Source organism: Nocardia concava NBRC 100430, from assembly GCF_000308815.1.
GTDB lineage: Bacteria > Actinomycetota > Actinomycetes > Mycobacteriales > Mycobacteriaceae > Nocardia > Nocardia concava.
Genome location: NZ_BAFX01000197.1, coordinates 1 through 26,666, shown reverse-complemented (window position 1 = coordinate 26,666; position 26,666 = coordinate 1). Strand labels below are relative to the sequence as shown.

The 26,666-nt window shown below is 68.3% G+C and carries 26 protein-coding genes, 1 tRNA gene and 1 riboswitch; of the genes, 17 read left to right on the top strand and 10 right to left on the bottom strand.

Annotated elements, in window-relative coordinates; all coding sequences use genetic code 11:
- Positions 1-380: 380 nt before the first annotated feature.
- Positions 381-863: a thiol-disulfide oxidoreductase DCC family protein gene (locus ON43_RS38530; RefSeq protein WP_306304995.1), complete on the top strand. Its 483-nt coding sequence runs from the start codon at positions 381-383 to the stop codon at positions 861-863.
- 48 nt (positions 864-911) lie between these two features.
- Here the strand turns inward: ON43_RS38530 and ON43_RS38525 are convergent, their stop codons facing one another.
- The 3 genes from ON43_RS38525 to ON43_RS45305 all read right to left on the bottom strand — a co-directional run bounded on the left by ON43_RS38525 (position 912) and on the right by ON43_RS45305 (position 1,954).
- Entirely contained in the window at positions 912-1,373 is a 462-nt protein-coding gene (locus ON43_RS38525) for a hypothetical protein (RefSeq protein WP_040815632.1), read from the bottom strand.
- 97 nt (positions 1,374-1,470) lie between these two features.
- Positions 1,471-1,746: a hypothetical protein gene (locus ON43_RS38520; protein ID WP_040815631.1), complete on the bottom strand. Its 276-nt coding sequence runs from the start codon at positions 1,744-1,746 to the stop codon at positions 1,471-1,473.
- A gap of 4 nt (positions 1,747-1,750) precedes the next feature.
- Positions 1,751-1,954: a hypothetical protein gene (locus ON43_RS45305; protein WP_157514367.1), complete on the bottom strand. Its 204-nt coding sequence runs from the start codon at positions 1,952-1,954 to the stop codon at positions 1,751-1,753.
- A 173-nt stretch (positions 1,955-2,127) separates the two neighbouring features.
- On the opposite strand from ON43_RS45305, the gene ON43_RS38515 reads away from it, so the two are divergent.
- The 3 genes from ON43_RS38515 (at position 2,128) to ON43_RS38505 (ending at position 3,690) form a co-directional block, all read left to right on the top strand.
- Positions 2,128-3,033 carry a helix-turn-helix domain-containing protein gene (locus tag ON43_RS38515; protein ID WP_063712714.1) on the top strand — a complete coding sequence of 302 codons (906 nt, stop codon included), beginning with the start codon at positions 2,128-2,130 and terminating at the stop codon, positions 3,031-3,033.
- Positions 3,030-3,221 carry a DUF397 domain-containing protein gene (locus tag ON43_RS38510; protein ID WP_040815630.1) on the top strand — a complete coding sequence of 64 codons (192 nt, stop codon included), beginning with the start codon at positions 3,030-3,032 and terminating at the stop codon, positions 3,219-3,221. Before ON43_RS38515 ends, ON43_RS38510 begins: the two co-directional genes overlap by 4 nt.
- Positions 3,222-3,302: 81 nt before the next feature.
- Positions 3,303-3,366: riboswitch (guanidine-III (ykkC-III) riboswitch) on the top strand.
- 9 nt (positions 3,367-3,375) lie between these two features.
- Positions 3,376-3,690, top strand: a complete 315-nt coding sequence (locus tag ON43_RS38505; protein WP_040815629.1) for a DMT family transporter — start codon at positions 3,376-3,378, stop codon at positions 3,688-3,690.
- A 3-nt stretch (positions 3,691-3,693) separates the two neighbouring features.
- Here ON43_RS38505 and ON43_RS38500 read toward each other — a convergent pair whose 3' ends face one another.
- On the bottom strand, positions 3,694-4,350 hold the full coding sequence (locus ON43_RS38500; protein ID WP_051179915.1) for a DUF8175 domain-containg protein: 657 nt from the start codon (positions 4,348-4,350) through the stop codon (positions 3,694-3,696).
- A 360-nt stretch (positions 4,351-4,710) separates the two neighbouring features.
- On the opposite strand from ON43_RS38500, the gene ON43_RS45300 reads away from it, so the two are divergent.
- The 6 genes from ON43_RS45300 to ON43_RS43150 all read left to right on the top strand — a co-directional run bounded on the left by ON43_RS45300 (position 4,711) and on the right by ON43_RS43150 (position 13,375).
- Positions 4,711-5,967, top strand: a complete 1,257-nt coding sequence (locus ON43_RS45300; protein ID WP_157514366.1) for a hypothetical protein — start codon at positions 4,711-4,713, stop codon at positions 5,965-5,967.
- A gap of 2,005 nt (positions 5,968-7,972) precedes the next feature.
- The gene (locus ON43_RS43155; RefSeq protein ID WP_051179914.1) at positions 7,973-8,593 is read left to right on the top strand and encodes a DUF8176 domain-containing protein; all 621 of its coding nucleotides are present in this window, start codon (positions 7,973-7,975) and stop codon (positions 8,591-8,593) included.
- 249 nt (positions 8,594-8,842) lie between these two features.
- Positions 8,843-9,658, top strand: coding sequence for a MinD/ParA family ATP-binding protein (locus ON43_RS38485; RefSeq protein WP_157514365.1), 816 nt, complete (start codon positions 8,843-8,845; stop codon positions 9,656-9,658).
- A gap of 209 nt (positions 9,659-9,867) precedes the next feature.
- Positions 9,868-10,473: a hypothetical protein gene (locus ON43_RS44505; protein WP_051179910.1), complete on the top strand. Its 606-nt coding sequence runs from the start codon at positions 9,868-9,870 to the stop codon at positions 10,471-10,473.
- Between the two features lie 26 nt (positions 10,474-10,499).
- A complete protein-coding gene (locus ON43_RS38475) occupies positions 10,500-12,164 on the top strand; it encodes a cutinase family protein (RefSeq protein ID WP_245568980.1) in 1,665 nt (554 codons plus the stop codon).
- Positions 12,161-13,375, top strand: coding sequence for a DUF8176 domain-containing protein (locus tag ON43_RS43150; protein ID WP_051179908.1), 1,215 nt, complete (start codon positions 12,161-12,163; stop codon positions 13,373-13,375). Before ON43_RS38475 ends, ON43_RS43150 begins: the two co-directional genes overlap by 4 nt.
- A gap of 206 nt (positions 13,376-13,581) precedes the next feature.
- Here ON43_RS43150 and ON43_RS38465 read toward each other — a convergent pair whose 3' ends face one another.
- Positions 13,582-14,997, bottom strand: a complete 1,416-nt coding sequence (locus ON43_RS38465) for a DUF1254 domain-containing protein (protein WP_051179905.1) — start codon at positions 14,995-14,997, stop codon at positions 13,582-13,584.
- Between the two features lie 238 nt (positions 14,998-15,235).
- Here ON43_RS38465 and ON43_RS38460 point away from each other — a divergent pair.
- The 3 genes from ON43_RS38460 to ON43_RS46975 all read left to right on the top strand — a co-directional run bounded on the left by ON43_RS38460 (position 15,236) and on the right by ON43_RS46975 (position 17,233).
- Positions 15,236-15,308, top strand: a tRNA-Gly gene (locus ON43_RS38460).
- Positions 15,309-15,394: 86 nt separating this feature from the next.
- Positions 15,395-15,721 (top strand): hypothetical protein, encoded by a 327-nt coding sequence (locus ON43_RS38455; protein ID WP_157514363.1) that lies wholly within the window; start codon positions 15,395-15,397, stop codon positions 15,719-15,721.
- A gap of 300 nt (positions 15,722-16,021) precedes the next feature.
- Complete coding sequence (locus ON43_RS46975; protein WP_157514362.1) at positions 16,022-17,233, top strand: hypothetical protein; 1,212 nt, start codon at positions 16,022-16,024, stop codon at positions 17,231-17,233.
- A 248-nt stretch (positions 17,234-17,481) separates the two neighbouring features.
- On the opposite strand, the gene rox is transcribed toward ON43_RS46975, so the two are convergent.
- Both rox and ON43_RS38440 read right to left on the bottom strand, forming a co-directional pair.
- The gene (gene rox, locus ON43_RS38445; RefSeq protein WP_040815654.1) at positions 17,482-18,909 is read right to left on the bottom strand and encodes a rifampin monooxygenase; all 1,428 of its coding nucleotides are present in this window, start codon (positions 18,907-18,909) and stop codon (positions 17,482-17,484) included.
- Positions 18,910-19,130: 221 nt separating this feature from the next.
- Positions 19,131-20,096 (bottom strand): hypothetical protein, encoded by a 966-nt coding sequence (locus ON43_RS38440; RefSeq protein WP_245568977.1) that lies wholly within the window; start codon positions 20,094-20,096, stop codon positions 19,131-19,133.
- A 221-nt stretch (positions 20,097-20,317) separates the two neighbouring features.
- On the opposite strand from ON43_RS38440, the gene ON43_RS38430 reads away from it, so the two are divergent.
- Complete coding sequence (locus tag ON43_RS38430) at positions 20,318-21,550, top strand: MFS transporter (protein ID WP_051179931.1); 1,233 nt, start codon at positions 20,318-20,320, stop codon at positions 21,548-21,550.
- Positions 21,551-21,576: 26 nt separating this feature from the next.
- A complete protein-coding gene (locus tag ON43_RS38425) occupies positions 21,577-22,107 on the top strand; it encodes a GNAT family N-acetyltransferase (RefSeq protein ID WP_040815651.1) in 531 nt (176 codons plus the stop codon).
- Positions 22,108-22,134: 27 nt separating this feature from the next.
- Here the strand turns inward: ON43_RS38425 and ON43_RS38420 are convergent, their stop codons facing one another.
- The gene (locus ON43_RS38420) at positions 22,135-23,832 is read right to left on the bottom strand and encodes an ABC-F family ATP-binding cassette domain-containing protein (protein ID WP_040815626.1); all 1,698 of its coding nucleotides are present in this window, start codon (positions 23,830-23,832) and stop codon (positions 22,135-22,137) included.
- A gap of 203 nt (positions 23,833-24,035) precedes the next feature.
- Between ON43_RS38420 and ON43_RS38415 the strand changes: the two genes are divergently transcribed.
- On the top strand, positions 24,036-24,446 hold the full coding sequence (locus ON43_RS38415) for a hypothetical protein (RefSeq protein ID WP_040815625.1): 411 nt from the start codon (positions 24,036-24,038) through the stop codon (positions 24,444-24,446).
- 8 nt (positions 24,447-24,454) lie between these two features.
- Here the strand turns inward: ON43_RS38415 and ON43_RS38410 are convergent, their stop codons facing one another.
- Complete coding sequence (locus tag ON43_RS38410; protein WP_040815624.1) at positions 24,455-25,261, bottom strand: tyrosine-protein phosphatase; 807 nt, start codon at positions 25,259-25,261, stop codon at positions 24,455-24,457.
- 108 nt (positions 25,262-25,369) lie between these two features.
- Complete coding sequence (zapE, locus tag ON43_RS38405) at positions 25,370-26,392, bottom strand: cell division protein ZapE (RefSeq protein WP_040815650.1); 1,023 nt, start codon at positions 26,390-26,392, stop codon at positions 25,370-25,372.
- Positions 26,393-26,427: 35 nt separating this feature from the next.
- Between zapE and ON43_RS38400 the strand changes: the two genes are divergently transcribed.
- A partial coding sequence (locus ON43_RS38400; protein WP_040815623.1) for a dihydrofolate reductase family protein occupies positions 26,428-26,666 on the top strand: 239 nt, incomplete at its 3' end.

The window sequence follows — 26,666 nt, the reverse complement described above, 5'->3', positions numbered from 1 at the left end:
CCCGCCGAACTCCTCACCAACACCGCGTCGTCCCCACCCCACAAGACAGCCGACCTGAACCGCCCCCGAAGATCCAACTCAACCTCTTGTGCCGTATACAAATTCGGCCCAATCCTCCGACACCCCCTCAACCCCCACGGAGTCCTCACCCCCGCCGCAACAGCCGCACTCCCCAAGAAGGCTTCCCCCGCATCTCCCATACCCACAATCCTCCCCCGAATCCCCCACCTCCCCCTCCCACTTCCCAACCTCGCACCCCCCAATTCGTCGAGCGGCACATCCTGGAGGCAAAAGCCGGACATTACGATCAATTCCCCTCCAGGATGTGCCGCTCGGCGGCGCTGATGTTGGAGTGGGCGGGGTGAGTTCGGTCTCGTCGGATGTGGATGGGATTCCCTGGGGGCCAAGGGAATTCTAGGATTGGAGGTGCGATCCCAACGGCGGGAAGGCCCATGATGGAGTCAGTATTCGGCTTGCGCTCGGCGGCTCGGCCGCTCGTGGTATTCGATGGCGACTGTGCGTTTTGCACCGCCAGTGTCGATCGCATACGGAATCGAATTCGGCCGGATGTCGAATTCGTCCCGTGGCAGCGGCTCGACCTACCCGCTCTGGGACTGACGGAGGAGCAGGTCGAAAACGCTGTGCAATGGATCGGCAGTGACGGGGGTCGCGCCTCCGGAGCACGTGCGGGGGCAATGCTTTTGCGGCGTGCCGCACGGCCTTGGCGGCTGCTGGGCACGGTCATGTTGATCCCACCGTTCAGCTGGGTCGCCGCCGTGGTCTACCGTCTCGTCGCGCAGAACCGGCACCGTCTCCCCGGCGGCACCCCGGCCTGCGCCTTCCCCGGACCGAGCGAGCGCTGAACCCGGCGATCAGCGGCGGATAAGGATCCGATACGCGGTCGGGCGGGGTCAGAGGAGGGCGGGGCTCGTCAGGTTGAGGGTCAGGCAGTTGCGCCAGTCGTTGGTGAAGATGGCGGTCGTGCCTTCGTAGCGCACGTTGATGAACGGGTTGGACAGGTACATGTAGGCCACCCACCGCAACGAGCCGTCGGCGTCGAGACGTGCGAGAAAGCCCTTATTGCCCATACCGCCGGCGCCGCCGCCGCACGTCCGCCCGGAGCCGTCCGGCAATGGGATGTCGAAGAAGACGTCGACCTCGTCCCAGAAGCACTCCTCGAATGGGTCGTCCGCCTCGAAGTCCTCGGCCACATCGAACGGCTCACCGAGCCGAAACGGAATCGGTTGGCCCGCATCCGGGTGGTACGCCCCCGGCCCCTCGACGAATAACTCCAGGCCGGTGTCATCGGCACGGTACAGCGCGTCATCCCCCAGTACCCTCCCGGTCTCCCAGAGGGTCTTCACAATTCCCATCGCAGTCAACGTATCAGCGCGGGCGAAACCGCGCCTATCCCGCACTATCCATGCCCGAGAGGCAGTTTCTTGTCATCTCCCCGGCGATAGTGCGGGCTCAGCTCGGTTGATCGCGCAGGCCGCCCGGGCCACGAGTGTCCGGCGCAGCTGCGCCGAAGCGGCGGCCTTTGGTGACCAGGGCGGCGCGGCCTCGGGGGGTGATGCGGTAGTGGCCGCGGAGGTACGTGGCTGTGATGAGTCCCCGGGATTGGAGGTGGGAGAGAGCGGTTCGGGTGCGGTGGGCGCTGAGGGTGGCGGATTTCTGGATCTGGGGGCAGGTGAGAGTGCGGTCGGGGTGGAGGGCCGCGAGGACGGCGATTTCGGCGGGGGTCATGGGGTCACCTACTGGGTCGTGTGCGGTGGCGGCCGGTGGAATGGGTTGGTGGACAGGGGATGTCGAGATGACCGCCGGTGGATAAAGAGAGCCGGAGGGTGTCGCTGCTGCCGGGGTGGTTGACCCGGTAGGAGTCCCAGCAGGTGCGGGCGATCACGGTGAGGCAGAGCGCGATGATGGACAGCAGCGCCCAAGCGTCCCAGGACATTTCAGGCTCCCTTTAGCAATCACTTCTGCGAGATTCGGTGTGGCGCGCCGAAACCCAGTAGACATCAGGCGGCAGCAATTGGCACTATCAAAGAGCGCAATTCCATCGAATTCGTTGGACATCCAGTTTGGCCTATTCCAGTACGGCGCTCCCCAGATAGCGAGGCTAACAAAATGGCCGGATCAACACTTCCACGAAGGGCACTCGGGCGAAGTCTCCGCAACTTCCGATTAAGAGCAGGCAAGGGGCAATTCGTCGCTGCCCGTGTCGCCGAGATGTCTCCGCAAAGCATAAGTCGCATGGAAGATGGTCAGCGGGTCAAAATATCAACGGCTCAAATACGTGACCTGCTCGAATTCTACGGCGTCGCGAACCCCAGCTCCGAACGAGATGAGCTGCTGGGGCTGTGGGAAGAGGTGAAGCAACAGGATCTGGTGTCGAAAGCGCTTGGCAACACAAAGGGTTGGTGGCGGTCCTACAGCGACCAGTTCAAACCGCACTTCGACCACTACCTGAATCTGGAGACTGCGGCCAATCACCTCACCACGCACCAATTGGTAATGGTTCATGGGCTCCTACAGACCTCCGAATACCGGCGCAGTCTGACGGAGGCCACACATCCAGATCTTTCGGCCGTCGACATGGAACGCCGATTGGAACTCGCCGCGCGGCGACAGGAGCGACTCGCCGACAAGGAGTTTCGCTTCGATGCACTGCTGTCGGAAGCCGCGCTTCGGCACGGACTCGGAGGCCCGGCGACGATGCGGGACCAGTTGCTACACCTGGCTGATATCGGGCATCGTGAGAACGTTTCCATCCGGGTGGTGCCCTTCGCCGCCGGCACCCATGCCGGTTTCGCCGTCCAGTCGTTCACCCTGCTTGAATTTCCGCCCTTCGCAAACCATCTCATTGAGCCTCCAGTCGTCTACGTCGAAGGTTCCGTCGGCGCACTGTATTTGGATCAGACCGACGTGATCGACCGATTCAGACGAGCGATCACCGACCTCAGACGAGTAGCTTTGAGTGAAGACGACACCAGAGACCTGCTGTCCGCCACCGCGAAGGAGTACGCGACATGATCAACAGTCTGCGCGACGCCGAATGGTTCAAGTCCTCCAAGTCAGCCGATGCATCGGAATGCGTCGAGGTCGCCTTTGTGGGCGATGGGGCTCACATTGTCGGCGTGCGGGACTCCAAGGATCCGGGAGGCCCGGCGCTCGTGTTCTCCGGGGAGCAGTGGGATCGGTTTATCGGGCTCTTCCGGTGAGTGACCTGGTGATCTCCGTTGATGGAGGCGGAGATCACCAGCACGGAATTTGCCCCGGTCGCTGGATGTTTGCCATCTTGTAGGTAGTCCCGATCTGGGACCCGGACGATGGAGCCGTACCCGGTGTGCGACAAGACGGCCTTCGGAGGTTGTCATGTCTTGGCTGGTGCTCGTCGTGTCCGGGGTTTTCGAGGCAGTGTGGGCCACGGCTCTGGGGAAGTCGGAAGGGTTCACGAGGCTCGGGCCGACAGTTGTGTTCGGTGCCGCGTTGATCGCGAGTATGGCCGGGTTGGCCTATGCGATGCGCGGGCTGCCGGTGGGGACCGCTTATGCCGTGTGGGTGGGGATCGGGGCGGTGCTGACCGTTGTTTACTCGATGGCTACCGGTGGGGCTGCCGTCAGTGCGGTCAAGCTGCTTCTGCTCGGCGGGATCGTGGCGTGCGTGATCGGGTTGAAGCTGGTGGGTTAGCGGCTATTTCGGGGGTTCCAGTTTGACCGTGTCGGCGGGGATGGCGGGGACCGATTGGACCGTCTGGGTTTTGGCGGCGGGGTCGGGGAGGAGGAGTCGCCAGTCCTCGGAGACCCAGAGGACGGTTTCCGCCGTCGCGCTGATGCTGGCGTCGGAGTAGGTGGCGTAGACGGTGAGGTCGGCGCGGTCGGGGGTGTAGTTGGTGATCTTGTAGGCGGTGATGCGGGGGGCGACCACCGGATCGGCGGGGGCGGTGACGGAGACCTGGGCTCGGGCCAGGACCCAGGAGTCCTTGGCCGGACCCGGAATCAGGGAGATGGCGGCAACTTGTGGCCAGACACCGTCAGGGGCTAGAGACAGCCGCGTGCTGTGGTTGATGGCGGCCAGCGCCGCGCCCTGCGGAGTGTGCGAGTAGCCCGCGGCCGTGGTGCCGAGTTTGCTGGGACCGTCATGGTCGCCGATAGGAAGCTGGACGCCCTGATAGTTTTCCCAGCGTACGTTCGCGGGGGCGCGGGCCGGATCGACCGTCGTCGTCTTCGGGCCGGAGGCATTGTTGTCACCGACTCCGCAGGCAGAGGCGGTGAGCGCGCAGGCCGTCAGCAATAGTGCGGCCGCCTGGGTGGCGAATGTTTGCGCGTAGTGTGCTGGCTTGGCGCGCATGGGGATTCCTTCGGGTAGATCACGGGGTGATCGAGAAGCGTTGGGGTGGCGCGAGATCGGATGCCGGGGGCAGGATCCGGTTGATCCTACGAGTCAGGCTCGGTTGGGTTTAACAATTCGTCACTCCTGTCACGGAACCGGTTGTGGGGTTTCACGATCCGGGTAAGATCAGGGCCGCAACACGATCATCGCAGGTGGTGGGGTTTCATGACGGATCATCGGGGCCGACCCGGTTCCGATGGGCCACCTGGGCGGTCGGCCGGTGGTAGGGATGGCCCCCGTGATGCGAAAGGCCCTGGCATCCGGGACATTCGGGTCGCGAGCCCGTCGCTGTCCATTCGGTGAATGGGAATTGGGGATATGAAGAACAAGCGAACTTCGATCCTGTTGTCGATGTTGCCCATAGCGTTGGTTGCGGGCCAAGGGGTTGCGGCCGCCGCTCCGGGGCAGCCGGGGCTTGCGGTTCCGGGGGATGGGCAGCCGGGATTGAGTACCCCGCAGCCGCCGGCGAATTCGGCCCCCAGCCCGGCGGATTGGATTCCGGACCCACCGGTGGCTCCCCCGAACCGGCCGCGGCCCAAGCAGCAAACCCAGCCGCAGCAGGACACGATCATCCAGCCCCAGCAGACGCAGCCGCAGGTCCAGCCGACGCAACCGGAGGCTACGCAACCTGACCAGCAGGCGAATGCGCCGGAAGTAATGCCAGCTGACCCGCATCAGCTCCGGTTGGGCACCAATAGTCTCGCGCTTCCGGATTGGGTCGATCTTAAGACGCGCGACAAGGCGCAAGCCTATGTCGACATGGCCGAATGGCAATTGGCCGCAGCCTATGACGGATTGGGCTTGCCCAAGGACGAATCCGATCGCAGAGCCGCCTCGACACTGGCTGGCGGAATTCTCGGCGGCGTCGCAGGCGCACCGGCGATTGCGGCGATTGGCGTCGCTGGTGGATGCGCCACTGGCGCGGCGATGGGCGCGCTCGCAGGTGCGCTGATCGGCGGCGTTCCGACGGCGGGCGTTGGAGCCCCTGTCGGCGCTGTGGTTGGCGGCGTTGCCGGATGTGCCCTCGGCGCAGCGGCCCTCGGCGTGCCCGGAGTATTGATTGGTGCCACAGCGGGCACCATTTTCGGCGGTGCGTGGGGCGGCTTCGTATCACCGCAGAACAACCCCCAACCTCCGGCGAATGTCCCATCGCTGATCGATGCCGCTGCGCAGGTACCGGGTTCGGACCCGGCCAATAGTGCCGATCGAGCAACGGGTTCGCCCGCGGTGCAGCCGGTTTCGGCGATTGCCAATCTGCCCGGCGTGCCCGCGCCGATCGCGCAGGTGGCCACCCCCGTGGTGGAGGCCGTCGCGCCAGTGGTGGAGCAGGCCGTGACCGCGGTCGAGCAGGTGCAGCCGGTGGTGGAGGCCGCGGCGCCGGTGGTCGAGCAGGCCGTCACGGCCGTGGGTCAGCAGGTGAGCGCGGTGCTGCCGCAGGCCGCGCCCGTGGTGGATCAGGTCGCGGAAGCCGTGAACACACAGGTGGATTCGCTCCGGACGGCGGTGGCGCAAATGCCCGCGCTGACCCCGGATGCATTCATGGCCGCGCTACAACCCGCCGCGCCCGGTGCGTGACCGAAACAACACGGGCAACGCCGTGACCACGAACAACACCCCCGCCGACTCCCCCGACCACCTATCCCCCACCCCGGAGCCCACCCCCGACTTCACCGACCTCACCCCCACCCCGCCTGATCCCGCGTCGCCGCGAACCTCACCGGAACCGGCACAGCGGCAAACCTCGACGGGGGCGGCAGCGCGGCAGAACTCGGAAGAACCCGCGGCGGCGCAGAACTCGACGGAACCCGCGCCGCCGCGAACCTCCGAGGAACCCGCGCCGCCGCGAACCTCCGGGGAACCCGCCTCACGGGCGGCGCCATCCGACTCGGCCCGCACCGGGCCCGCCTCGGCTCAAGCCCGCACCGCGACGTCTGCGGCACAACCGAAGTCGGACACCCTCGACTCAGCGGCGGATCGATCGCCGAGCGAATCCGGTGCCATTCCCGCCGCCCCGGACACGGCACCCACCACTCCCGGTGCCGCGCAGGGAGCTTCGAATCCGATATCCGACGAATCCGAACCAGCCGACTCGACCCCGCAGGCAGCGCCCACCGAATCCGGTGCCACCCCCACCGAATCCAGTGCCGCCAAAACCCGGGCAGGATTCCCCGCCGTCCGCCTCACCGGCGACACCGCGCGATCCGCCCCGCGCACAAGCAAATCCACCGATGGCACCCCGCGCCCGGGGCCCGGCACGGCTCGCCTCACCGGCGATACCCCACGTCCCGGAACAGGCACGGTGCGCCTGGGCGGCACCGGCCGCACGGGATCGACCACCCGCCGCCTCACCGGCGACACCCCTCCACTCGGACCGTCCACGGGCCGACCCACCGGCGATGCCGCCCGGCCCGGCACCGGTCCCGCCCAACCGACGACCGCCGCGCCGCCAACCGGCACCAACCCCGGCACACCGACCGGCGACACTCCGCAACCCGGCGGCAGCTCCGGTCAACCAACCGGCACGGCGACCGGCCAACCTACCGGCGATGTCCCGCTAAGCAAACCGGCCACCGGCCAACCTACTGGCGACACCCCGCTGGGCGGATCGTCCACTGCCCAACCAACTGGCGGGACCCCGCTGGGCGGATCGTCCACCGGCCAACCAGCTGGCGGGACCCCGCTGAGCGGACCGGCCACCGGCCAATCCATCGGCGATGCCTCTCGATCCGGCACCAGCTCCAACCAACCCACCGGCAGCGGCCCCGACCTGCCTGCGGGTAGCGGCTCTCCAACTCGTTCGGGCGCAGGTCAACTCGGCGGCGGCGCACCGGGCGACATCGGTGAGGACACTGGGCCGCGCAGGATCTCGTCGCTTCAGGGTGACGACCCCAATTACTGGTCGCGTCCGAAAGCGCACGGGGACAACAAGGAGCGGCCTCGTGGAGACGACGCCACGTCGGCTCGCCGAGCCGATGGCGGATTCACACGCCGCGACGACAGCGGCGACGAAGGCTACAGAAGCGACATTGGTCGCGCCGGGGGCGACGGAGGCGACGCCAAGCGCAGCAGTGGCGACCGAGGCAACGCCCGTCGCAATGCTGGCGACAGAGGCGACGCGAGCCCCAGTAATCGCAACAGCGGCAACACCGTTCGCAATGCTGGCGACAGAGGCGACGCGAGCCCCGGTAATCGCAACAGCGGCAACGCCGGTCGCAACGCTGGCGACAGTAGCGTCGCGAGCCCCAGTGGTGGCGGCAGCGGCGACGCGGCTCGCAGCGGTGGCGGCAACGGCAACGCAGGTCGCAGCGGTAGCGGCGACAGCAACGCAGGTCGCAGCGGTGGCGGCAACGACAACACGGGTCGCGGCAGCGGCGACGTGGGTCGCGATGGTCGCGACCGGGCGGGGCTGGGGGCTGGGCGGCCGCCTATGCCTGCGCTCGCGCCTTCCGGGAGTGGGCAGGTCGCGCCTGCGGCGGCGGGGACGCCGGGGTGGGCTTCGTGGTTGAACGAGGCCTCGTGGGCCGGGGAGGGTGGCGAGCGCGGGGGTGAGCGCGAGAGGGCCGTCAGTCCTTATGAATTGATGGCCGAGGATCCGATGGCGGCGCTGGTTGTGGAGGCGCGGCGGCGGGCGGCGCAGACGCAGCGGCGACTGCGGATCCGGACCCGCGCCATCGCGATAGCTGGAGCTTCGCTGGTGCTCGTGATCGCGGCCGTCGTGGTGTGGCTGGTGGTCAGACCAGCGGATTCGCCCGCGCCCCAGGCGGTTCCGGTGACCGCCACCGCGGTCGCGCCCACGACGACCTCCGCGAACCAGCCGGGACTGGTGGCGTGGTGCCAGGAGGTCAGCACGCCGGACCGGGTGAGCGGGGCCAGCGCGGGCGATCTGGGCAGCGGGCCCGGCGTCATCATGCGCCTCGAATACGCCTGGTACGTCCAGCGCGACGCGGCCGCGGTGCGCGCCCTGCTCGCCCCCGACGCGCGCGTCGCCCCGGAACAGGCCACCCGCGACGCCATCGCGGCCACCCCCGCCGACACCAAACACTGCGTCACCATCACCGGCGCGAGCCCCGACCAGTGGAACGTGACCGTCGACGAGAAACACCCCGACGGCACCCAAACCACCTGGCAACAGGTCATCACCACCTCCACCACCCGCGACGGCCAGGTCCGCATCACCTCCATCGTCGCCGGAAGCCGGTGACCCATGGTCGACATAGACGACCGGCCCCGCCCACCCCACCGGCCGGACCAACCCACCCCACTCCACAACCCCGACGCACCACACGACGCCACTGTGCCCCAGAACCCCGCATTGCCCCACAGCGGTCGCACGTCGCTGGCCGACGAATCGGTGGCACGGTCGGGGCAGTCGGCGAGGCGGAGTGCGGTGGCGGCGCGGTTGATCGAGGCGGTGCGGGTGAGTGGGCAAGAGGGCGAGGGGGATTCGCGGGTGAGTGAGCTGATGCAGGCTGCGCCTGCGGGGTCGCCTACCGATGCGGTGCCGTTGCGGGGTGGGGAGGGGCGGCTGGTGCGGGCGGCGGTGCCGTCGGTGCTGGTGCTGGGCGGGTCGGGGTCGTCCGGGGCGTCGACGACGGCGTTGGGGCTGGCTGCGGCCGCTGCGGTGGACAGTGACGGGGAAGTCTGGCCCGTCGTCGTCGATGCGACGCTCGGGGGCGGGGACGTGGCGTTGCGAGGGTGCGATGCGGTCGCGCCGGTGAGCACGTTGCAGAAGTGGCTGGGGACTGCGTATCCGGGGCTGGCGTCGAGTGTGGGCGCGTGTTCGGGGCAGACGTCGACGGGGGTGCGGGTGCTGGCGCGGACGCCGGACCCGTTGCCGCGCAGGGAATCTCTGGTGTCGGTGGCTCGGCATCTCGAAACCGCCGGGCTGCTGGGGGTTTTCGATGCGGGCGCGCCGGTCACCAGCCGGTTGGCCGCGCCGCTGCTGGCGGATCCGCGGGAGGGACTGGTGATCACCGTCGCGGCGCGGCCCGACGCCATCAACCGGTTGCAACCCGCGCTGGGGTGGCTGGACGAGAACTTCAGCGAATTCGTGGTCGGCGACGCGGTCATTGTGCTCACCGAGCAGGTGCCGGGGTCGGCGGCCGCGGTCGTCGATCATGTTCGGACACACCTGGGTTCGTGGGTGCGGGCGGTCGTGCAGATTCCCTTCGACATCCACTTGGCCAGTGGCGGGCCCATCTCGTGGCATCGCCTCACCGCCGAAACCCGCGACGCGTACCTGGCCCTGCTGGGAGCACTGCGATGACGAACACCGAACAGAGGAATACCCAACTCTGGGGACTCGCAGCGGCCCACCAGGCGACCGACAGCACCCTTCGTCATTCCGACGCGCTCTTGGCCGGAATCCAGGCGGCGGCAGTGGATCCCGGCCAAAAGCACGCCGGGATGACGAGTGGGGCACCCACGTCGGCACAGTCGGCACCCACGTCGGCACAGGCGGCACCAGCACCGGCGATGCAGCCGGTACCGATGTGGCATCGGGCCGTCCCGAACCGGCCCGCGCGCCCACCGCTCGTCTGGCTGGTCGGGGTGCATGGGGGCGCGGGGGTGAGCAGTCTCGCGGCCAGCCTCAGCTGGGCCGGGGATGCCGGGCAGCGGTGGCCCGCGCGGATCGGCCTCACGGGCGATATGGATTCGCCGTTGGTGGTGCTCGTGGGCCGCAGTCATCTGCGCGGAGTCAACGCACTGCACCGCGCCTTGCTCGCGTACGAGGCGCAGGCCGCACCGGCCGGAAGTTACGTGGTCGGCGTGCTGACCGTCGCGGATGCCGCTCGCCCGCTGCCGGTTCCGGTGGCGCAGCGGCGCGAGGAAATGGAGGGACTGGCTCTGGCCCTGGGCGCCCGCACGTGGCGGCTGGGTTGGCTGGAGCAGTGGCGGGCACTCGAACCCTATGAATTGGCGGCCTGGGATCCCGCCGCCGGTGGCTCTCCGGTGGACGACGGCGACCCCACCCGCACTCCCCCGCAACCGGTTCGGCTTCTCGCCGAGCAGATCCTCACCGCGGCGCGAACCGCCGGGGCCCGGATCACCGAACGCGCGCAGCACGGCGCGGCAACCTGAAGTCCATGACCTGAACGAGGTGCGACGTGCATCGAAAACTGCTGCCCACCCTGGGGTTCCGGAGTTCCGTCCTACTGACCGCGGCGGTCACCGTGGTCGCCACGGCCGCCGTCGGGCTGGCCCACGGCGGACCGCCGGACACCACGGTCCCCATCGACAAATGCCCGGCGCTGTTCGCGCTCGGCATCCAGGGCACCGGCGAATCCTCCCCCGACGCCGCCGTCACCACCGACACCGGCATGCTCTCGGAAGTGTTCCGGCCCATGATGGCCGCCGCCAGCGACGCGGGCCTGGTCGATCGCGCCTACGTGCCCTACGAGGCGTCCTTCGGCGGGGCGACCGGCGTCAGCACCGTCAGCTACACCAAATCCGTCGGCGACGGGCTGGATCGGCTGCGCTCCATGGCGAAACAGGTCGTCGAGCGTTGCCCCAGCACGAAACTCGCGCTGGCCGGGTACTCCCAGGGCGCGCACGTGGCCGCGCAGTTCGCGGAGGAGGTTGGCTCGGGCAAGGGCACGGTCGCGGCCGAGAAGATCGCGGCGGTAGCGCTTTTCGGCGATCCCAACCGCAATGCCAATGCCCCGCTGTTCCCGGGCAAGCCGGATCAGAAGCTGCCCACAGCGGCACCGGGCACGGATGGCAAGGCGGTGGCCCAGCTTTCGGATCCGCCCGCCACCAAGACCGCGTCCGGGGCGGGCATCGCACCCGACAGCGCGACCCTCGAGAACTTCGGACAGCTGGTCGGCCGGGTCGCGGAATTCTGCACCGAGGGCGATCTGGCCTGCGATACCCCGGTGGGCGCGCCGCTGGTGCGGACCGTCGCCAATATCGCGGGGCAGGTGGAGCTTTCGGCGGGTGACCCGATCGGCTCGCTCAAGTCGATCGCGGAGGCGCTGGCGTTCACCTCGATCAAGACCGTCACCTCGGTGGTGAACAACGACGTGTCGGGCAAGTCGCTCTCGGATCTGTCATATCAGCCGCAGAAGTCGATCTCGCAACGCATCGCCGACGCCTCCAACCCGAATACCCAGGTCGATATCCCGGGCGCGTTGCAGGCGCTGCTCAAGGTCGGCACCATCGCCATCAATTCCATTGTGGCCGTGGTGAAGGACATCCTGACGCCCGCCAATATCGCCGAGATCGCCACCGCCGGACTCGCCAATCCCCTTGCGGGGCTGGCGGTATTCGGCGGCAAGCTGCTCGGTGCGGTCACCAACCTGGTGCCGCCCACCACGATCAGCCGGCTGGTCACCCAGTCGTTCTCGGCCGTCACCCAGAACATCACCGACAACAAGGATCTGCTCGACATCACCACCTGGGTGCGGTACTGGGACACCGCGCAGAAGCACGACTACACCCACGCGCAGGGCGCCGGATTCGGGGCGAGCCCGACCGGCTGGGTCGGACAGTGGTTCGCCGCCGTCGCCCACGACCTGTCCGGAGCCGCCAAGCCGGGCGCCATCCCCAGCGGCGGCAGCGACAAGCCCAGCGTGGGAATGGATTTCGCGGGCACCTCGACCGTGACCGCCAGCGTCCCGCCCAACGGACAGTTCCCGCTCGGCGGCGGCACCACGGCCACCACCACACCGACCAGCGGGGCGTCGGTACTGGACCTCAACCCCGGATCCAGCACGCCGCCCTCGAGCGGGTCACCTCTCATCCCCGATCTCAGCGGCCGGACCACGCCATGAGCACCACCGAATCGAATTCGCGGACAACGGGATCGGAACCGCCGAACCCGGCCGAGGACGACGAATACACCGGCAGCTGGTCGGACTGGATCACCGGCGCACCCGCCCCGACGCGGGCCCGGCACACCCGGGACGACGAATACGCCTCCGGCTACGACGAATACGACGACTTCGGCGACGAGGACGACGAATACTTCGAGCCCCGGCCATTGCCGCGTGAGGAGTATTTCGAGCCGCAGCCGGATGAGGAGTACTACGAACCCCACTCCCCCTCCCGCGCAGAGTCTTCCGAGTCCGGCCCGGGATCCCGCGACGCCCTGCTGTACAGCCGTTCGAGCGAGCATCCGCAGCACGCTCGAGCGGCCGAACAGCCACCGGCGGCCCGGCCGAGCGGCACTCCACGCCGGGCAACCTACAAATCACCCCGTGCCCGAACGGCTTACGACGTCCTGCAGGCCCGAGCCTCGTTCGATCCGTCTTCGCGGCCCGCGCGCGGCGACCTCGACGGCCCGCCGCCCGGCTACCCGACCGAGCGGCGACCGCTCAAACGACAGACCCGCACGTCCCCTAAGCGTGAGAGATTCGGCTTCTCCCTGAACCTCAGCGGACGCAAATGGGCGGTCCCGCTCTTGGGCCTGCTGGCAATACTCGCCGTGACCGCGGCGGTCGCCGTCCAGATCGCCAAGCTCACCGGCGACAGCACCTCCGCGAAACCGGGCCTCGCCACCCCACCCGCCGCGACCCCGCCCGCCGTCGCACCGGCGGTCACCACACCCCCGACCGCCTCCGCCTTCGACCAACCGGCCGCCGCCGTACCCGCCGGTCTCTGTCCCAACGAGACCAAGGGCGGCAATGTCCGCGGCAACGGCCCCGGCAGCACCAAATCCGGACCGGATGTCATTCTCGCGCTACAGAATCGGTACTACGTCGACCGCTCCGGCAAGGCCGTCCGCGAGATGTTCGCCCCCGACGCCGCCGCCCCCACCATCGAACAGATCCAAGCCGGCATCGACTCCATTCCCGCCGGCACCACCTACTGCGTCCAGATCATGCCCGGCCCCTTCGACGGCCAGCACGTCATGGTCGTCACCGAACAACACCCCGACGCCACCAAACGCACCTGGGCCCCCCAACTCGTCCTCACCACCAAGATCGGCGACGCCACCCTCATCTCCGCCATAGTCCCCCTGAACGCCGACACCCCCAAATAGCCCCACCCAGCCGCCGAGAATGCGCTGGTGGACACATCGGCCGAGAAGCCATGTCCACCAACGCATTCTCACCGCCTAAGCGGCTGGTTGGAGGTACTCCTCGTCATTCCGGCGTGCCTTTGGCCGGAATCCACCCGGCAAGTATGGATCCCGGCTAAAAGCGCGCCGGGATGACAAGGGGACCTTCTGCTGCCGTGCTCAGGGGGTCAGGAGACCGTGTCCAGCTTCGGGGGTTGCCATTTACCCTGTGACGCTGCGGGTTTGGGGGCGTAGAGGCGGAGGGTGAGGGAGAATTTGCCGGTGGCGGGGATGGGGAGCCAGTTGCCGGTGGGGACGGCGGGGCCGGGGTCGGCGTTCTGGACGGTGATGTCGAGGGAGCCGTCGGGGTTCTTGGTGACGGGGATCAGGTGGCCTACGGCGTAGATGTTCGCGGGGTTGGGGACCAGGAAGCTATCGGCGTCGTAGGCGGTGATCGACCAGAAGGCGTCGACGGGCGGGAGTTGGTCGGGGGCGAAGTGCAGGCGGAAGCGCTGCGGGGCGCCGTTGACGTCGGCTACGGCGTTGAGGGTCGGATAGAGCGCGTCCTGTGGAAGATTCGCGCCGAGGCCGACCTGGGCGGTGCGGGCGCGCAGCGGGTAATCGGTGCCGTACGCCCCGACATTGGCCGAGTACGACCAGCCGTTGGCCTCCGTGGCCTGCGGGTTCCGGTAGTCGGCGAGCTGCTTCTTCCCGGCGGTGACACCGGCGTCGAGTACCGCGGCATCGGCGGTGGGGGTGCCGCCGGGGGTGATGCCCAAGGCGGCGAAGCGCTTCAGGGCGGGGGCGTCGCCCGCGGTGGTCGGGTTGGCGGCCATGAGCGCGCACAGCTTGGCGAAGAAGGCCGGGCCGTTCAGGTTCGCGACTTCCTTCGACGGCGACGCGCCCTTGGGACCGGCGCTGAAAAGCACTCCGGGCGTGGAGATCTCGGGGTCGGCCTGATACGCACTGAGCGGGGCGAGCTTCATCTTCTCCTGGATGGCGCGCACGGCCGGGATGTCGTCGGTGCCGTTGACCTGGACGCGGCCGATGACCCAGACGGTATTCGTCGGCATCTGCAGGCGGGTCATGCCCGCGGGCACGGTTCCCGTCCAGCCGGGGCCGGTGATGAGATAGGTGAACGGCGGCGTCTGCTGGCCCGAATTCACCTGGGGGCGAATACTGTTCGGGTCGTGGATGGTGTTGGTCCAGGCGTCGAGGATCTGCATGAGCCAGTAGCGGTCCGACTCCATGCCGGGGACCTGCAGCACCAGAGGTTCGGCGGTCAGGTCCAGCCAGGCCTGGGAGTAGAGGGTGTCCAGGTTCATGCGAACCACGTACCGATCCTCCGAGGTCGGCAGGGAATCGGCGTGGACGAACTGGTTGGTCGGTCCGCCTGCGGTGCGGGTGGCGTCCATGAGGACCAGCGGGTAGCCGAAGACGTAGGCGTCGGCCGCGACGGCGGTGGGGTCGTTGCTGACCGAGGTGGTGGGCGCGCTGCCGCTGTCCTTGTCGGAGCTACACGCGGCCAGGGCGGCGCCCGCGGCCACCGCCAAACCCACGCCGAACAGACCGCGACGGCTGATACCGCCGGACAACTTCGCCACGCTGACCTCCTGATTTCCGGAACTACTTGCAGCAAGGCTGCAAGATAATCGAGCCGGTGGCAACCATCGACATCTGACACGCTGACACGGCACGCCGCCGATTCGCTGAATTTCGGGCCGAGCCCCCGGCGGCGCGCCGGAAAACTCGGGGTTTGCCAGGCGTTTTGGAAATGCGCGGCGGGTCGGCTATCGTTCTCTCTCGCAGCCGGACGGGCCGAAACGCCCCGAAGGAAGCGATGCGGATGTAGCGCAGCTGGTAGCGCATCACCTTGCCAAGGTGAGGGTCGCGAGTTCGAATCTCGTCATCCGCTCAACACGACAACGAAAGTTGTTCCCGCGCAGTAGATCTCGCACACATCCCGGGCATGTCGCCATGATTTCGCGGTACCTTTGCCTGGTGACCATGTTGCTCAGCGCCTTCCACGACACTGTGCTCTCCCAGTTCGATACGGCGCTCTCCCAGCCCGCCGTGCTCGCCCAGCTCGGCAATCCCACCCCGGAGACTCCGCCGGTCGCCGACAAGCTCCTCAAGCTCGTCCGCTACTTCACCTGGTTCGTACTGCTCTCCGGCGTCATGGGCATCACCTACGCCGGTGGCCGCTTCGCCTGGGAGAAGTGGTCCGGCGGCGGCCTCGCCTCCCCGAAGATGGTCGCCGGAGCCATGATCGGCGGCATCATCGCCACCAGCGCCGGCACCATCATGAACGCCGCCATCGGCTCCTGACACACACTCCCCCGCCACCCCGGCCCGGTCGGCCCGCAGCGCGACGAATCACACCGGCCGCGCAACGGGCCACCGATACGAACGGGCCAGCGGCAGTGCATGTTTGCCCCGAACCAGACCTCTCCGCCGCGGCAGACCGGAGTCGCGAACCGGAGAGCGGCCGATCCGTGCGAGGGCCGCGCTGCCCGATCCGTGTGGATGGGCGCGGGACTCGAGTCGTGTCGAGGGGTGCAGGACGCCGGATGTGTCGGTGGGCGGGGATAGGCTCGTCGAACAGACTGGCGAAGACTAGGGGCCGCCTTGACGACGAGTGATGTACGCACCGGGCGCGATGGGTCGCGCAAGGATCCGGGCGGGGTGGGTGAGGATCCGGGTGATGGGGTGGATTTCGGGCTGGAGCAGGTCAATGAGGTGTTGGCCGGGATGGTCGGGGAGGTGGCGGGGGATCGGCCGCGGGACGCGGAGTTGATCACGTGCCGACTGGGGATCGATGGGGAGAGTCCCGAGACGTTGATGCTGTTGGGGGCTCGGTTCGGGGTTTCGCGGGATCGGGCGCGGCAGTTGTACACCCGGGCGGTGGGGAACATGGTGCGGCAGGCGCTGGCCACCGGGGAACCGGATCTGGGGGTGTTCGCGCGACGGTATCCGGCGGGGTGGGGTGACGAGCGGCTGGTGCGGACGCTGCTCGCGGAAACCTATGCGACAGACGGGGATATCGCCGCACAGGACTGGGCGTATCTGAAGCTGCGGCTGGCCGGGCACGATCTGCAGGATTCGAAACGGCTGGCGGGCTTCGTGTTTCAGCGGATCGCCGGGTGGCAGCAGAAGGGGCGCTGGCATCTCATGCCCAACGCGCAACCCGAGGACGTGCCCGACGACATCTGGAATCCCTGGCTGAAGCAGGCGGACTGGCCCGCCGGGAGCCCGGACGAGCTGCCCGTGCTGCCCGCCGGCCGCCTCGACTACGACGATGACGGCCGCGGCCGCATGTACTCCGAAAAGCTCGGCCGCGAAGTAACTTTCGACACCGCGCTCCAGGCCCGCCTGCTCCGCCTCCTCGACGCCAGCCCCCGCGTGACCACCTTCCGCGAACTCCCCGCGGCGGTCACCTACACCATCGACGGCGCCGACCGCCTCCACTACCCCACCGCCGCAGCCCAATTCACCGACGGCCGCACCCTCCTCATCGACGTCCTCCCCCCGGCCCACACCGCCCTCCACATCCACCGCACCCGCGCCGCCGCCTCCCTGGCCCACGCCCACACCCACGGCTGGGGCCACCTCACGTGGACCGGCAGCCGCCACACCCTCGAATCCCTGAAGTCCCGAAAGGTCGACCCCCGCCACGATTCCGCCCTCACCAACCGGCTGACCCGAGGCCCCCTCCCCTGGCCCGAACTCCAGGCCCTGACCCCGGACCTGGACCTCCTGGACCTCGCCACCCTAACCCTCCGCCACAACTGGCGCTGGGACCGCGCCCCCTTCCGCCTCTCCGCAGCCTCCCCCATCTGACCGCGCCGAACTCGCCCGTCAACAAGATCAGGGAGCTCCCAGTGCGCAAACTCGGACAAATCTCGACCGTGAGAGCTCCCTGATCTTGAACCCTGCGCCGGCTGTGGCCGGAGATCCACGCCGCTGCGCCCGGGGCGGGCAGGATCGGACCAAGCCGCAACCGCCAGCGCGAGGAGCGGCGGGCGGGACCGAGCCGCAGTGTGCGAATCGGGTTGTGGCGGGCGTGGATCGAGGTTGACGGGGGCTTATCAGGCGGCGGGGGTGCCGAACCAGCGGGTGAGGGCGGGGCGGAGGTCGGATTGGTCGTTGCCGAGCCAGGCGATGTGGCCGTCGGGGCGGAGGAGGATGGCGGGGGCCTCGAGTTGTTCGCTGACGTCGACGACGTGGTCGACTCGGTCGGACCAACCCTCGACGGAGAGCTTGCCGGTCTGGTCGAGGAGCAGGCCGCCGCCCTCGTGCAGGAGTTCGTAGAGGCGGCCCCGCTTAAGGGTGATGTCTCGTTGGCGGCGGCCGAGGAGCTCGGGGCCATCGCCGAAGTCGTAGCGCGTGCTCAGAGCGATGACTTTCTCGGTGAGGTGGCGCTTCACCTCGGGGAAGTCCATGAGTTCGGTGAGCAGGCGGCGGATCGACTGCGGGCCCGGTTCGGGCAGGGACAGTTCGGTTTGGGCTCGGGTGTTGTTCAATACGTCCTCGGCCCAGGGGCGACGTTCGGATTCGTAGGTGTCGAGGAGGTCGGCGGGGGCCCAGCCGTTGACGGCGGCGGCGAGTTTCCAGCCGAGGTTGAAGGCGTCTTGGACGCCCAGATTGAGGCCCTGGCCGCCGACCGGCGGGTGAATGTGGGCGGCGTCGCCCGCGAGGAAGACTCGGCCGACTCGGTAGTGGTCGGCCAGGCGGGTGGCGTCACCGAAGCGGGACAGCCAGTGCGGGGAGTGCATGCCGAAGTCGGTACCCGCGATGGATTGCACCTGGCGGCGCAGCTCCTCGAAGGTGGGCGGGACGCGGGGGTCGTCGGAGAGGCCCTCGGCGGGAGCGCCCACGCGATAGCGGGTGCCGCCCAAGGGGACTGCGCCGAAACGGCGGTGCGTCTTATGGAGCTCCATCACCGTCGCGATGACTTCCTCACGCGGCGTGGTCAATTCGACCTCACCCAGCAGGGTTTCGATCCGGCTGGGCTCGCCCGGGAAATCGACACCGATCGCCTTGCGCACGGTGGAGCGGCCCCCGTCGCAGCCGACGAGGTAGCGTGCGCGCAGTGTGCTGCCGTCCGCGAGTTCGACGGTGACGCCGTCGTCGTCCTGGGTCAGGCCGACCAGTTCGGCACCGCGCCGGATCTCGGTGCCGAGTTCGACCGCGTGCTCGGCCAGCAGGCGGTCGGTGATCGGCTGCTGCAGGCCGAGGACGAACGGGAACGTGGTGTCCAGCTCGATCGGCGTGGCGGTGTAGATGCCGGCGAAGAAGCCGTTGGTCGGGTGCTGGGTGCCGAGCTCCAGGAAGCGGTCGGCGATCCCGCGTTGGTCGAGGATCTCGACCGTGCGGGCGTGCATGCCCATGGCCTTGACGACCTTGGTCGGTTCCGGGTCGCGGTCGATCAGCAGTGTCTCGACGCCCTGCAGGCGCAATTCGCAAGCCAGCATCAGACCCGTCGGCCCGGCACCGGTAATGATCACATCGAACATGAAGCCCACCCATCGTCGAAGTTCGGATCAGCAATTCACGGAAGCTATTTCCGCAGGTACTGACCTTCGGCCGACGATTGTGCGCTATCCCCGGGGGCTTGCCGCAAGCCCCCGGGTGCGATATATGTTGAAAAGGGGAAGGGAAGACAACTCTCGTAACTCTCAGGGGCTCCGCCCCCGAACCCCCTCGAGATCCCAGGGGCTACGCCCCCGGACCCCTCCTATTTCAGCACCAGTCCCGCCACGATGAATGTGACGATCACCATCACCGCGAACCAGGTGATGAGCTGCCAGTGCATGATCGCGGTTTTCTGGCTTGCCACCGTCAATCGCAGGGTCGCGTCGACGCGGTTGTGGTCGGCGATCTTGCGGCGGGTTTGGGCCAGGTCGTCTGCCTGCTGTTGAGCGGCGATCTCGGCGCGTTCCAGGCGGTGGTTCAGGCGCAGGAGTTGTTTGGTCTTGTCGCGGGTTGCCTTGCGCGCCAAGGCCAGTGCCGTGCGCTGGTTCATGAGTTCCTGGCGCTGCCGTGCGATGACGGCGGCCTGGGTCCTGGTGTGGCGCTCCCAGTCGGTCACCGTCGCCCATCCTCCCGTGTGCTCGTCGCGGCAGCCGAAAGCGATCTCCTCGGCTACCCAGCCCGTAATGAATTCACGCAGTTCGCAGGCGGATTGGCGGGCCGCGGCCACTCCACCCGGTCCGGCGGCCAGCATCCCGCCGACCACTCGATATTCGCAGCCGTCGGCGGCGAAGTCGTCGATGCCCACGGCCGGCAGTTGCGCCGTCCAGAATCCGGGCGGGCAAACCCATAGCACTTCGCTACAACCGTCGCTCCGCAGCTCGGTGGTGAGCACCCGCGCGCGGGTCAACTCGGGTGGGGCGCTGGACACCTGGATGGCGCACACCCGATCGCCCTTGCGCCACAGTACGTCCACGGTGTGCGTGCCGAACGCGGCATCCACCTGAACGTCCTCGGCGCCGGCGGCCAGCAGCCGCCCGCGCAACCAGAACTCGAGCCGTCGCTCATCCCAGCGGCAATCCGCGCAGTCGGATTCCCGGCACCGCTCCCCCGCCGCATGTCCGCGCGAATCACGCGAATCACCCACCGCCGTCGTCGGATTCGAGCGCGGATCCGGGTCGGCCAGGGCCACCGAATGCTCGCGCGGACCCTGGACTCGCCTCGTTCTCACAAGATCACCCCAGCCACCACACTCCACCGCAGGGACCGCTTCCGTCTCATCGGAAACCACCAGCCCGTGCCGTTACTTCCAGAGTGCAGCAACGCGGCCACCGACCGGCAGGAAAGCGACCAGATTCGTTACCCGATCGCGAGCCCCACGTGATCAACGAGAGGCGGTTCGTAACCGATGCCCGGGATGCCGGACCGTCTTGCCGCCGCTACTCTTTCGCCATGCTCCCCCCGCAGTCCCCCGACCCGCAGTCGCGGGCGCTCGCCCCGGCACTGCGGCAGGCGCGCGCCGCCAACTCGGTGGCCTTCGCGCTGCAGGGGTTCTTCCTGGCCGTGATCCTCACCGAACTGCCGCAGGTGAAGGACAGATTCGCGCTGACCGACGGCCTGATCGTGGCATTGGTCGCGATCATCTCGCTGCTCGCGGGCGTGGGCAGTGTGACCGCCGAGCGGCTGGCGCTGCGCTGGTCGAGCCGGACCGCGCTGCGCATCGGGCTCGGGCTGATCGCGGTGGCGGGTGTGGCAATCGCGGCGTCGCCCAACAAGATTCTGCTGTTCGTGGCCTTGGCGGTGTACGGCGTGGCGGTCGGCATCGTGGACGCCGGAACCAATATGCAAGCGGTCTTTATTCAGCACGGCTATGGCCGCTTCGTGCTGTCCTCGTTCTATGCGGCGTGGAGTGCGGGATCGATCGTGGGCGCGCTGTTCGTCTCGGCGTCGGAGGCGCTGCACGTGCCGGTGTGGGGCGCGGTGCTGATCGCGGCGGCGCTGGTGCTGGCGGGCTGCCTCGGGGCCGGGCCGCGGCTGCTGGGCACCGATGAGGCGGAAGCCGGTCCGGCCGAACATGAACCGACCAGTTCCGTGCCGACGCGGATCTTCCTGATCTTCGGCGTGGTGATCGCGCTGGCCTTCGCCATCGACCTGGCGGTCGGCAACTGGTCGGCGCTGTACCTCAAGGACGAACTGCTCTCCTCCTCGACGTTGGCCGCGCTGGCCTTGGCCGCGTATCAGGGCGCGTCGCTGCTCGGACGACTCACCGGCGACCTGTGGGTGCGGCGCTTCGGGCCGCGCACGGTGGTGCGGGCGGCCGCGACGATCGGCTCTGTCGGCCTGGTGATCGTGGTCGCGGCGCCGGGACCGATCGCGGCGATCCTCGGATTCCTGATCGCGGGCATCGGACTGCCGGTGATCGCGCCGCTGTGCTTCAGCGAGGCCGGGCAACTCACCAGCGGCCGCGATCTGGACGCGCTCATCGCGCGGCTCAACCTGTTCAACTACGCGGGCACGCTGGTCGGCGGCGCGGTGGTGGGCGCGATCGCCGATGCGGCGAATCTCCGTGCCGGATTCGCGATTCCGCTCGCCTTCGCGGTGGTGCTGATCGGGTTCGCGCGGATCTTCCACGCTCGCGCGTCCGTGACCACCTCGGACGCCGCGGCCGCGCCCGAACCTGCTTGACTGGAGCGGTGAGCGATTCCACAGACATCGACACGACCATCGACCGAGCCGAAACCGACGACATAGACGCGCTGGCCGCCGTCGCGGCCGCGACCTTCCCGCTGGCCTGCCCGCCCGGATCCACGCCCGAGGACGAGGCCGCGTTCATCGCCGAGCACCTGTCCCCGGACCGATTCGCCGAGTACCTCGCCGATCCGGAACGGCTGGTTCTCAAGGCCGTTCAGGACGGACGCATCGTCGGCTACGCGCTGCTCAACACTTTCCCGCCCGCCGATCCGGATGTGGCCGCGGTCATTACCGAGCGGCCGGTGACCGAGATCAGCAAGATGTATGTGATGCCCGGCCAGCACGGGAACGGCGTCTCGGGGGCGCTCATGCGCACCGCCCTCGACGCCGCCCGTGACGGCGGGAGCACGGCCGTGTGGCTGGGCGTGAACCAGCAGAACGCCCGCGCCCAGCGCTTCTACGGCAAGCACGGATTCACGGTGGCCGGGACCAAGACCTTCACGGTCGGGACCCAGCTGCACCACGACTACGTCATGAAGCACCAACTCTGAACTGTCCCGCGGCACCGCCGCTGTGCTTCATGCGGCGAGCTCGAGGTGGCGGCCCGCGAATCGCTGCCGCATGCGGCGATCGTGGGTCACCAGCACCACCGCGCCGGTGTAGCCGTCCAACGCCTGTTCCAGGTCCTCGACCAGGGCCGGGGACAGGTGGTTGGTCGGCTCGTCGAGCAACAGCAGATCCACCGGATCGGTGACCAGCCGGGCCAATTCGATGCGGCGGCGCTGACCGTAGGACAACTCACCGACCCAGAGGCGTAGCTCCGCCGGGCGGAACAGACCGAGCGACAGCAACTCTCCGGCATGCTCGTCCGCGTAGCCGACCCGGCCCGCGGCGAACGCCTCCAGCACGGTCAGCGCCGGCGGCCACGGGGATTCCTCCTGCCGCAGATGCCCAACCCGGCCGCGCACGCTCACCTCGCCGGCGTCAGCGGCCAGCTCACCGGCCAGCAGCCGCAACAACGTGGTCTTTCCCACGCCATTGGCACCGGTCACCAGTAGCCGCTCCCTCGCCTCGATCCGCAGGCCGTCCAGTCGCAGACGACCCTCCACCACAACCGAATTCACCTCGGCCACCGGCACGACAGCCTCGCCCGTCATCCCGACAGGTTCTCGGCCGGGATCCATCGCCGCCTGGTGGATTCCGGCCAAAAGCGCGCCGGAATGACGAGGTGAGCCTTCATCCAGCGGCTCGGACGTTGAGATGCTCGCCGTGAAGCGCAGCGGATCCGCCGGTGGGGCAACCGGTTCCGAGGTCAGACGCGACACCCGTTCCTTGGCGTTGCGGATTCGGGATTGTGCGCCGTGGCCGCGGCTGCGGGTCCGGAAGGGGCCCGCCGCGAATACCGCGAGCGGGAGTTTGCGCGGAATCGCGTCCAGGCGAACCACATTGGATTCGGCCAGGTGTTGGTTGCGGGCCAGCTCGGCGCGCCATTCGCGGTATTCGAGCTCCTGGCGATGCCGTTGCGCGGCCTTCGCGCGGAGGTAACCGGTGTAGCCGTTGCCGTGGCGGGTGACCTTGCCCGCGTCCACCTCGAGCACCGTGGAGGTGATGCGTTCGAGGAAGACTCGGTCGTGGGTGACCGCGACGACGGTGCCGTCGTGCTCACGCAGCTGCCGTTCGAGCCATTCGACAGCATTGTCGTCGAGATCGTTGGTGGGCTCGTCGAGCAGCAGCAATTCCGGCGCGGAGGCCAGAGTGGCCGCCAGCGCCAGTCGTCGCCGCTGGCCGCCGGACAGCCTGCCCAGCAGTCGATTTCGATCGAGCCCGGGCAGGCCGAGGCCGTGCAGGGCCGCGTCCACCCGGGCGTCGGCCTGGTAGCCGCCGCGCGCCTCGAAGCGGGCCACCAGGTCGGTGTAGCGGTCCAGGCGGCGGCCGAGCGCACCCGGCACCGCCAATTCGGCTTCGGCCGTGCGGATTCGGGACTCCAGGTCACGAATGTCGCTCAGCGCCAAGTCGATCGCATCGTCGACGGTGGCGGTGGGCGGCAGCTCCAGGGTCTGGGCCAGGTAGCCGATGCCGCCCGGGGCCGACACGATCAGCTCACCATTGTCGGCTACTTCCCGACCTGCGATGAGCCGCAACAGAGTTGACTTGCCCGCACCGTTGTCGCCGATCACTCCGACCTTCTCACCGGGGCGGATGGACAGGCTCACCGCATCGAACACGACACGGTCGGCATAACGCTTGCTCACCGCGGACAGGGTGAGCTGGGACACGACAGAAGATTGGAGGGTAAGCACAGTGATCTCCCATTTTTGGGGTGAATGAGGGACTCGCGGCGGAGCAAAGCTCAACGCGGCGAACTGATCACACGAACAAGAAGAAGAAACCCATGAGGGTTCGTAGAGTAGGCACTGCCTGACCCGGCCGTCAATTGTTATTTGGGTCATGCCGTATCGACCTGGGCGGGAGGACCCTCATGGGGACGCCATCGGAACCATCACCCGACGACTTCTGGAAGCCGCCGACACCCGGCGCCACACCCGCGCCGCCACCTGAATACCTGCGCGGCACAGGCGAATACATCCCGCAGTTCGACTACCCGGACCAGCCCGTCCGCCCCACCCCGCCGGTGCCGAAATACCACCCCTTTCCCGAGCAGGCCGACGCGCCGCAGCCCGAAGGCAAGGGGCTGGTCGTCACCGCCTTCGTCTTCGCGGGACTGGCGCTACTGGTGCCGTGCCTGTTCGGTTGGGCCGGAATACTTCTCGGGCTGGCCGCCGGTCAGAAGGGACACCCGCAGGGCAAGGTGGCGGTGTGGACCTCGGTCGCCACCATGCTCCTCGGGTTCGCATTGACGGCATTGGCCAGGAAGTACTGGCTGACCTGAAGCCGTTGTCAGGCGAGCAGTTTCGCCTTCAGGGCGGCGACATCCGCGTCCGACAGCTTCAGGCCGTCGCGGACGTAGTTGTCGAAACTGCCGTAGCTCTGGTTCACCTGGTCGAAGGCCGAGTCCAGGGCGGCGGCGGTGACGCCGTTCATCATGTCGCCGTCCTTGGCGCCGCGGTAGTAGTTGGACAGCAGGTAGTCGTAGTAGACGGTGTCCTTGTCCACGCCCAGCAGGGTGAGCAGCACGGCCGAGGTCCAGCCGGTGCGGTCCTTGCCCGCGGTGCAGTGGAACAGCACGCCGCCGGGGTTGTAGGCGATATCGCGCAGCACGTTGGCGAAGCCCTCGCTCGCGCCGGGCGCGGTGATGAAGGCGCGGTACAGGTCGGTGCCCGCGGACAGGGTCGAGGCCATCACCTGCGGCGGGGCCTGGCCGATGATGTCGTCGTGGTGCTCGCTCGCGCCGGCGGGGACCTTGTCGACGCCCATCAGCTGCTGCTCGTAGGAGGTGCGCAGATCGTGCACGGAGACAACGTTCTTCGCGGTGAGGGCGGCGAGGTCGGCGTCGGTGGCCTTGGACAGGTCGCCGGTGCGGAAGACCAGGCCCGTGCGCACGGTGTGGCCGTCGGCGGTCTGGTAGCCGCCCGCGTCACGGGCGTTCAGGACACCGGTCAGGCCGAGGGCACGGTTGTCGGTGTTGACCAGCACGCTGCTGGTGGCGGCGGGCGGGTCGGCGGCGAAGGCGGTCGCGGCCGATCCGAGGCTGGCGGAGAGGGCAATGGTGACCGCCGCGGCGGCTGTGACAGCACGGGTGCGCAAGGTACTTCTCCTTCCGGGGGGACGAAAACCGAACAGCGTCCGATTTTCGTTGACCCTCGAAATTTATTACCTGTGGGGACCTTAAGAACCGCCGGGTCCGTTATTCGGTCAGGCGTGTGCCGGCGCCTCGAACCGCGAGAGCGCCAGCAGACGCGAGATCGCGCGCAGGTACTTCTTGCGGTAGCCGCCGTCCAGCATCTCCTGGGTGAAGATCTGGTCCAGCTTCGCGCCCGACACGGTCACCGGGATGCCCGCGTCGTAGAGGCGGTCGGCCAGGACGACGATGCGCAGGGCCACAGCCTGGTCGGCGACCGGATGGATGTTCGAGATGTACACGGCCGACACGCCATTGATGAGCGCGCCGTACCGCGACGGGTGCAGGGTGCTCAGGTGCTTGGTCAGCCCGTCGAAATCGTCGAGGGTGGAATCCGGTGTGGCGGCGGCCTTCTCGACCAGATCCTCCGGCGAGGTCGGCTCGGGGGCGGGCGGCAGGTCGCGGTGGCGGTAGTCCGGGCCGTCCACGCGCACGGCCTCGAACAGCGAGCCCAGCTTCTTGATCTCGCGCAGGAAGTCCTGGGCGGCGAAGCGGCCCTCGCCCAACTGGCCGGGCAGGGTGTTGGAGGTCGCCACGATCGAGACGCCGCGGTCGGTCAGCTCGGTGAGCAGGCGCGAGACCAGCATGGTGTCGCCCGGATCGTCCAGCTCGAACTCGTCGATGCACAGCACGCTGTTGGCCGACAGGCGCTCGACGGCATTGTTGAAGCCCAGCGCGCCAACCAGATTGGTGACCTCGCCGAAGGTGCCGAAGGACTTGGGGCTGGGCACGCTGTGGAAGATCGAGGCCAGCAGGTGGGTCTTGCCGACGCCGAAACCGCCGTCGAGGTAGAGGCCGATGCCGTGCACCGGCTTCTTCTTCCCGAACAGGGGCTTCTTGTCCGCGGCCTTGCGCAGGGCGGTCACGCGCTCGGCGAACTGGGCGGCCGTCTGCACGGCCGCGGCCTGGGAGGGCTCGTTCGGGTCCGGGATGTAGGAACCGAAGCTCACCTCGTCGAAGGTGGGCGGCGGAACCATCTGGGCCACGAGCTGGTCGGCCGGAACCTCCGGGTGGCGATCGACGAGGCGTTGCTGCACCGGCACAGCCTAGAACCGTGCTGAGATGGACCCTTATGCAGCACATGCCGAATGCGATTCAGCTCACAGATCTCACCCGCGACGACCTGGTGGAGTTGTACGCCTATCCGGTAGAGCCATCCGTCCCGTATGTGCGTGTCAACTTCGTCACCAGCATCGATGGGGCGGTCACGGTGGACGGGCGGTCCGGCGGGCTGGGGACGCCCGCGGACAAGAAGGTGTTCGCGCTGTTGCGGGATCTGGCCGATGTGGTGCTGGTCGGGGCGGGGACGGC

Bases quoted from the DNA above. Each gene is read 5' to 3' on its own strand.
- ON43_RS43150 (WP_051179908.1), top strand. From the start codon at position 12,161: ATGAGCACCACCGAATCGAATTCGCGGACAACGGGATCGGAACCGCCG.
- ON43_RS44505 (WP_051179910.1), top strand. From the start codon at position 9,868: ATGCAGCCGGTACCGATGTGGCATCGGGCCGTCCCGAACCGGCCCGCG.
- ON43_RS45305 (WP_157514367.1), bottom strand. From the start codon at position 1,954: ATGTCCTGGGACGCTTGGGCGCTGCTGTCCATCATCGCGCTCTGCCTC.
- rox (WP_040815654.1), bottom strand. From the start codon at position 18,909: ATGTTCGATGTGATCATTACCGGTGCCGGGCCGACGGGTCTGATGCTG.
- ON43_RS38505 (WP_040815629.1), top strand. From the start codon at position 3,376: ATGTCTTGGCTGGTGCTCGTCGTGTCCGGGGTTTTCGAGGCAGTGTGG.
- ON43_RS38530 (WP_306304995.1), top strand. From the start codon at position 381: ATGTGGATGGGATTCCCTGGGGGCCAAGGGAATTCTAGGATTGGAGGT.
- ON43_RS38430 (WP_051179931.1), top strand. From the start codon at position 20,318: ATGCTCCCCCCGCAGTCCCCCGACCCGCAGTCGCGGGCGCTCGCCCCG.
- ON43_RS38500 (WP_051179915.1), bottom strand. From the start codon at position 4,350: ATGCGCGCCAAGCCAGCACACTACGCGCAAACATTCGCCACCCAGGCG.
- ON43_RS38525 (WP_040815632.1), bottom strand. From the start codon at position 1,373: ATGGGAATTGTGAAGACCCTCTGGGAGACCGGGAGGGTACTGGGGGAT.
- ON43_RS38415 (WP_040815625.1), top strand. From the start codon at position 24,036: ATGGGGACGCCATCGGAACCATCACCCGACGACTTCTGGAAGCCGCCG.
- ON43_RS38515 (WP_063712714.1), top strand. From the start codon at position 2,128: ATGGCCGGATCAACACTTCCACGAAGGGCACTCGGGCGAAGTCTCCGC.
- ON43_RS45300 (WP_157514366.1), top strand. From the start codon at position 4,711: ATGAAGAACAAGCGAACTTCGATCCTGTTGTCGATGTTGCCCATAGCG.
- ON43_RS38520 (WP_040815631.1), bottom strand. From the start codon at position 1,746: ATGACCCCCGCCGAAATCGCCGTCCTCGCGGCCCTCCACCCCGACCGC.
- ON43_RS38510 (WP_040815630.1), top strand. From the start codon at position 3,030: ATGATCAACAGTCTGCGCGACGCCGAATGGTTCAAGTCCTCCAAGTCA.
- ON43_RS43155 (WP_051179914.1), top strand. From the start codon at position 7,973: ATGGCCGAGGATCCGATGGCGGCGCTGGTTGTGGAGGCGCGGCGGCGG.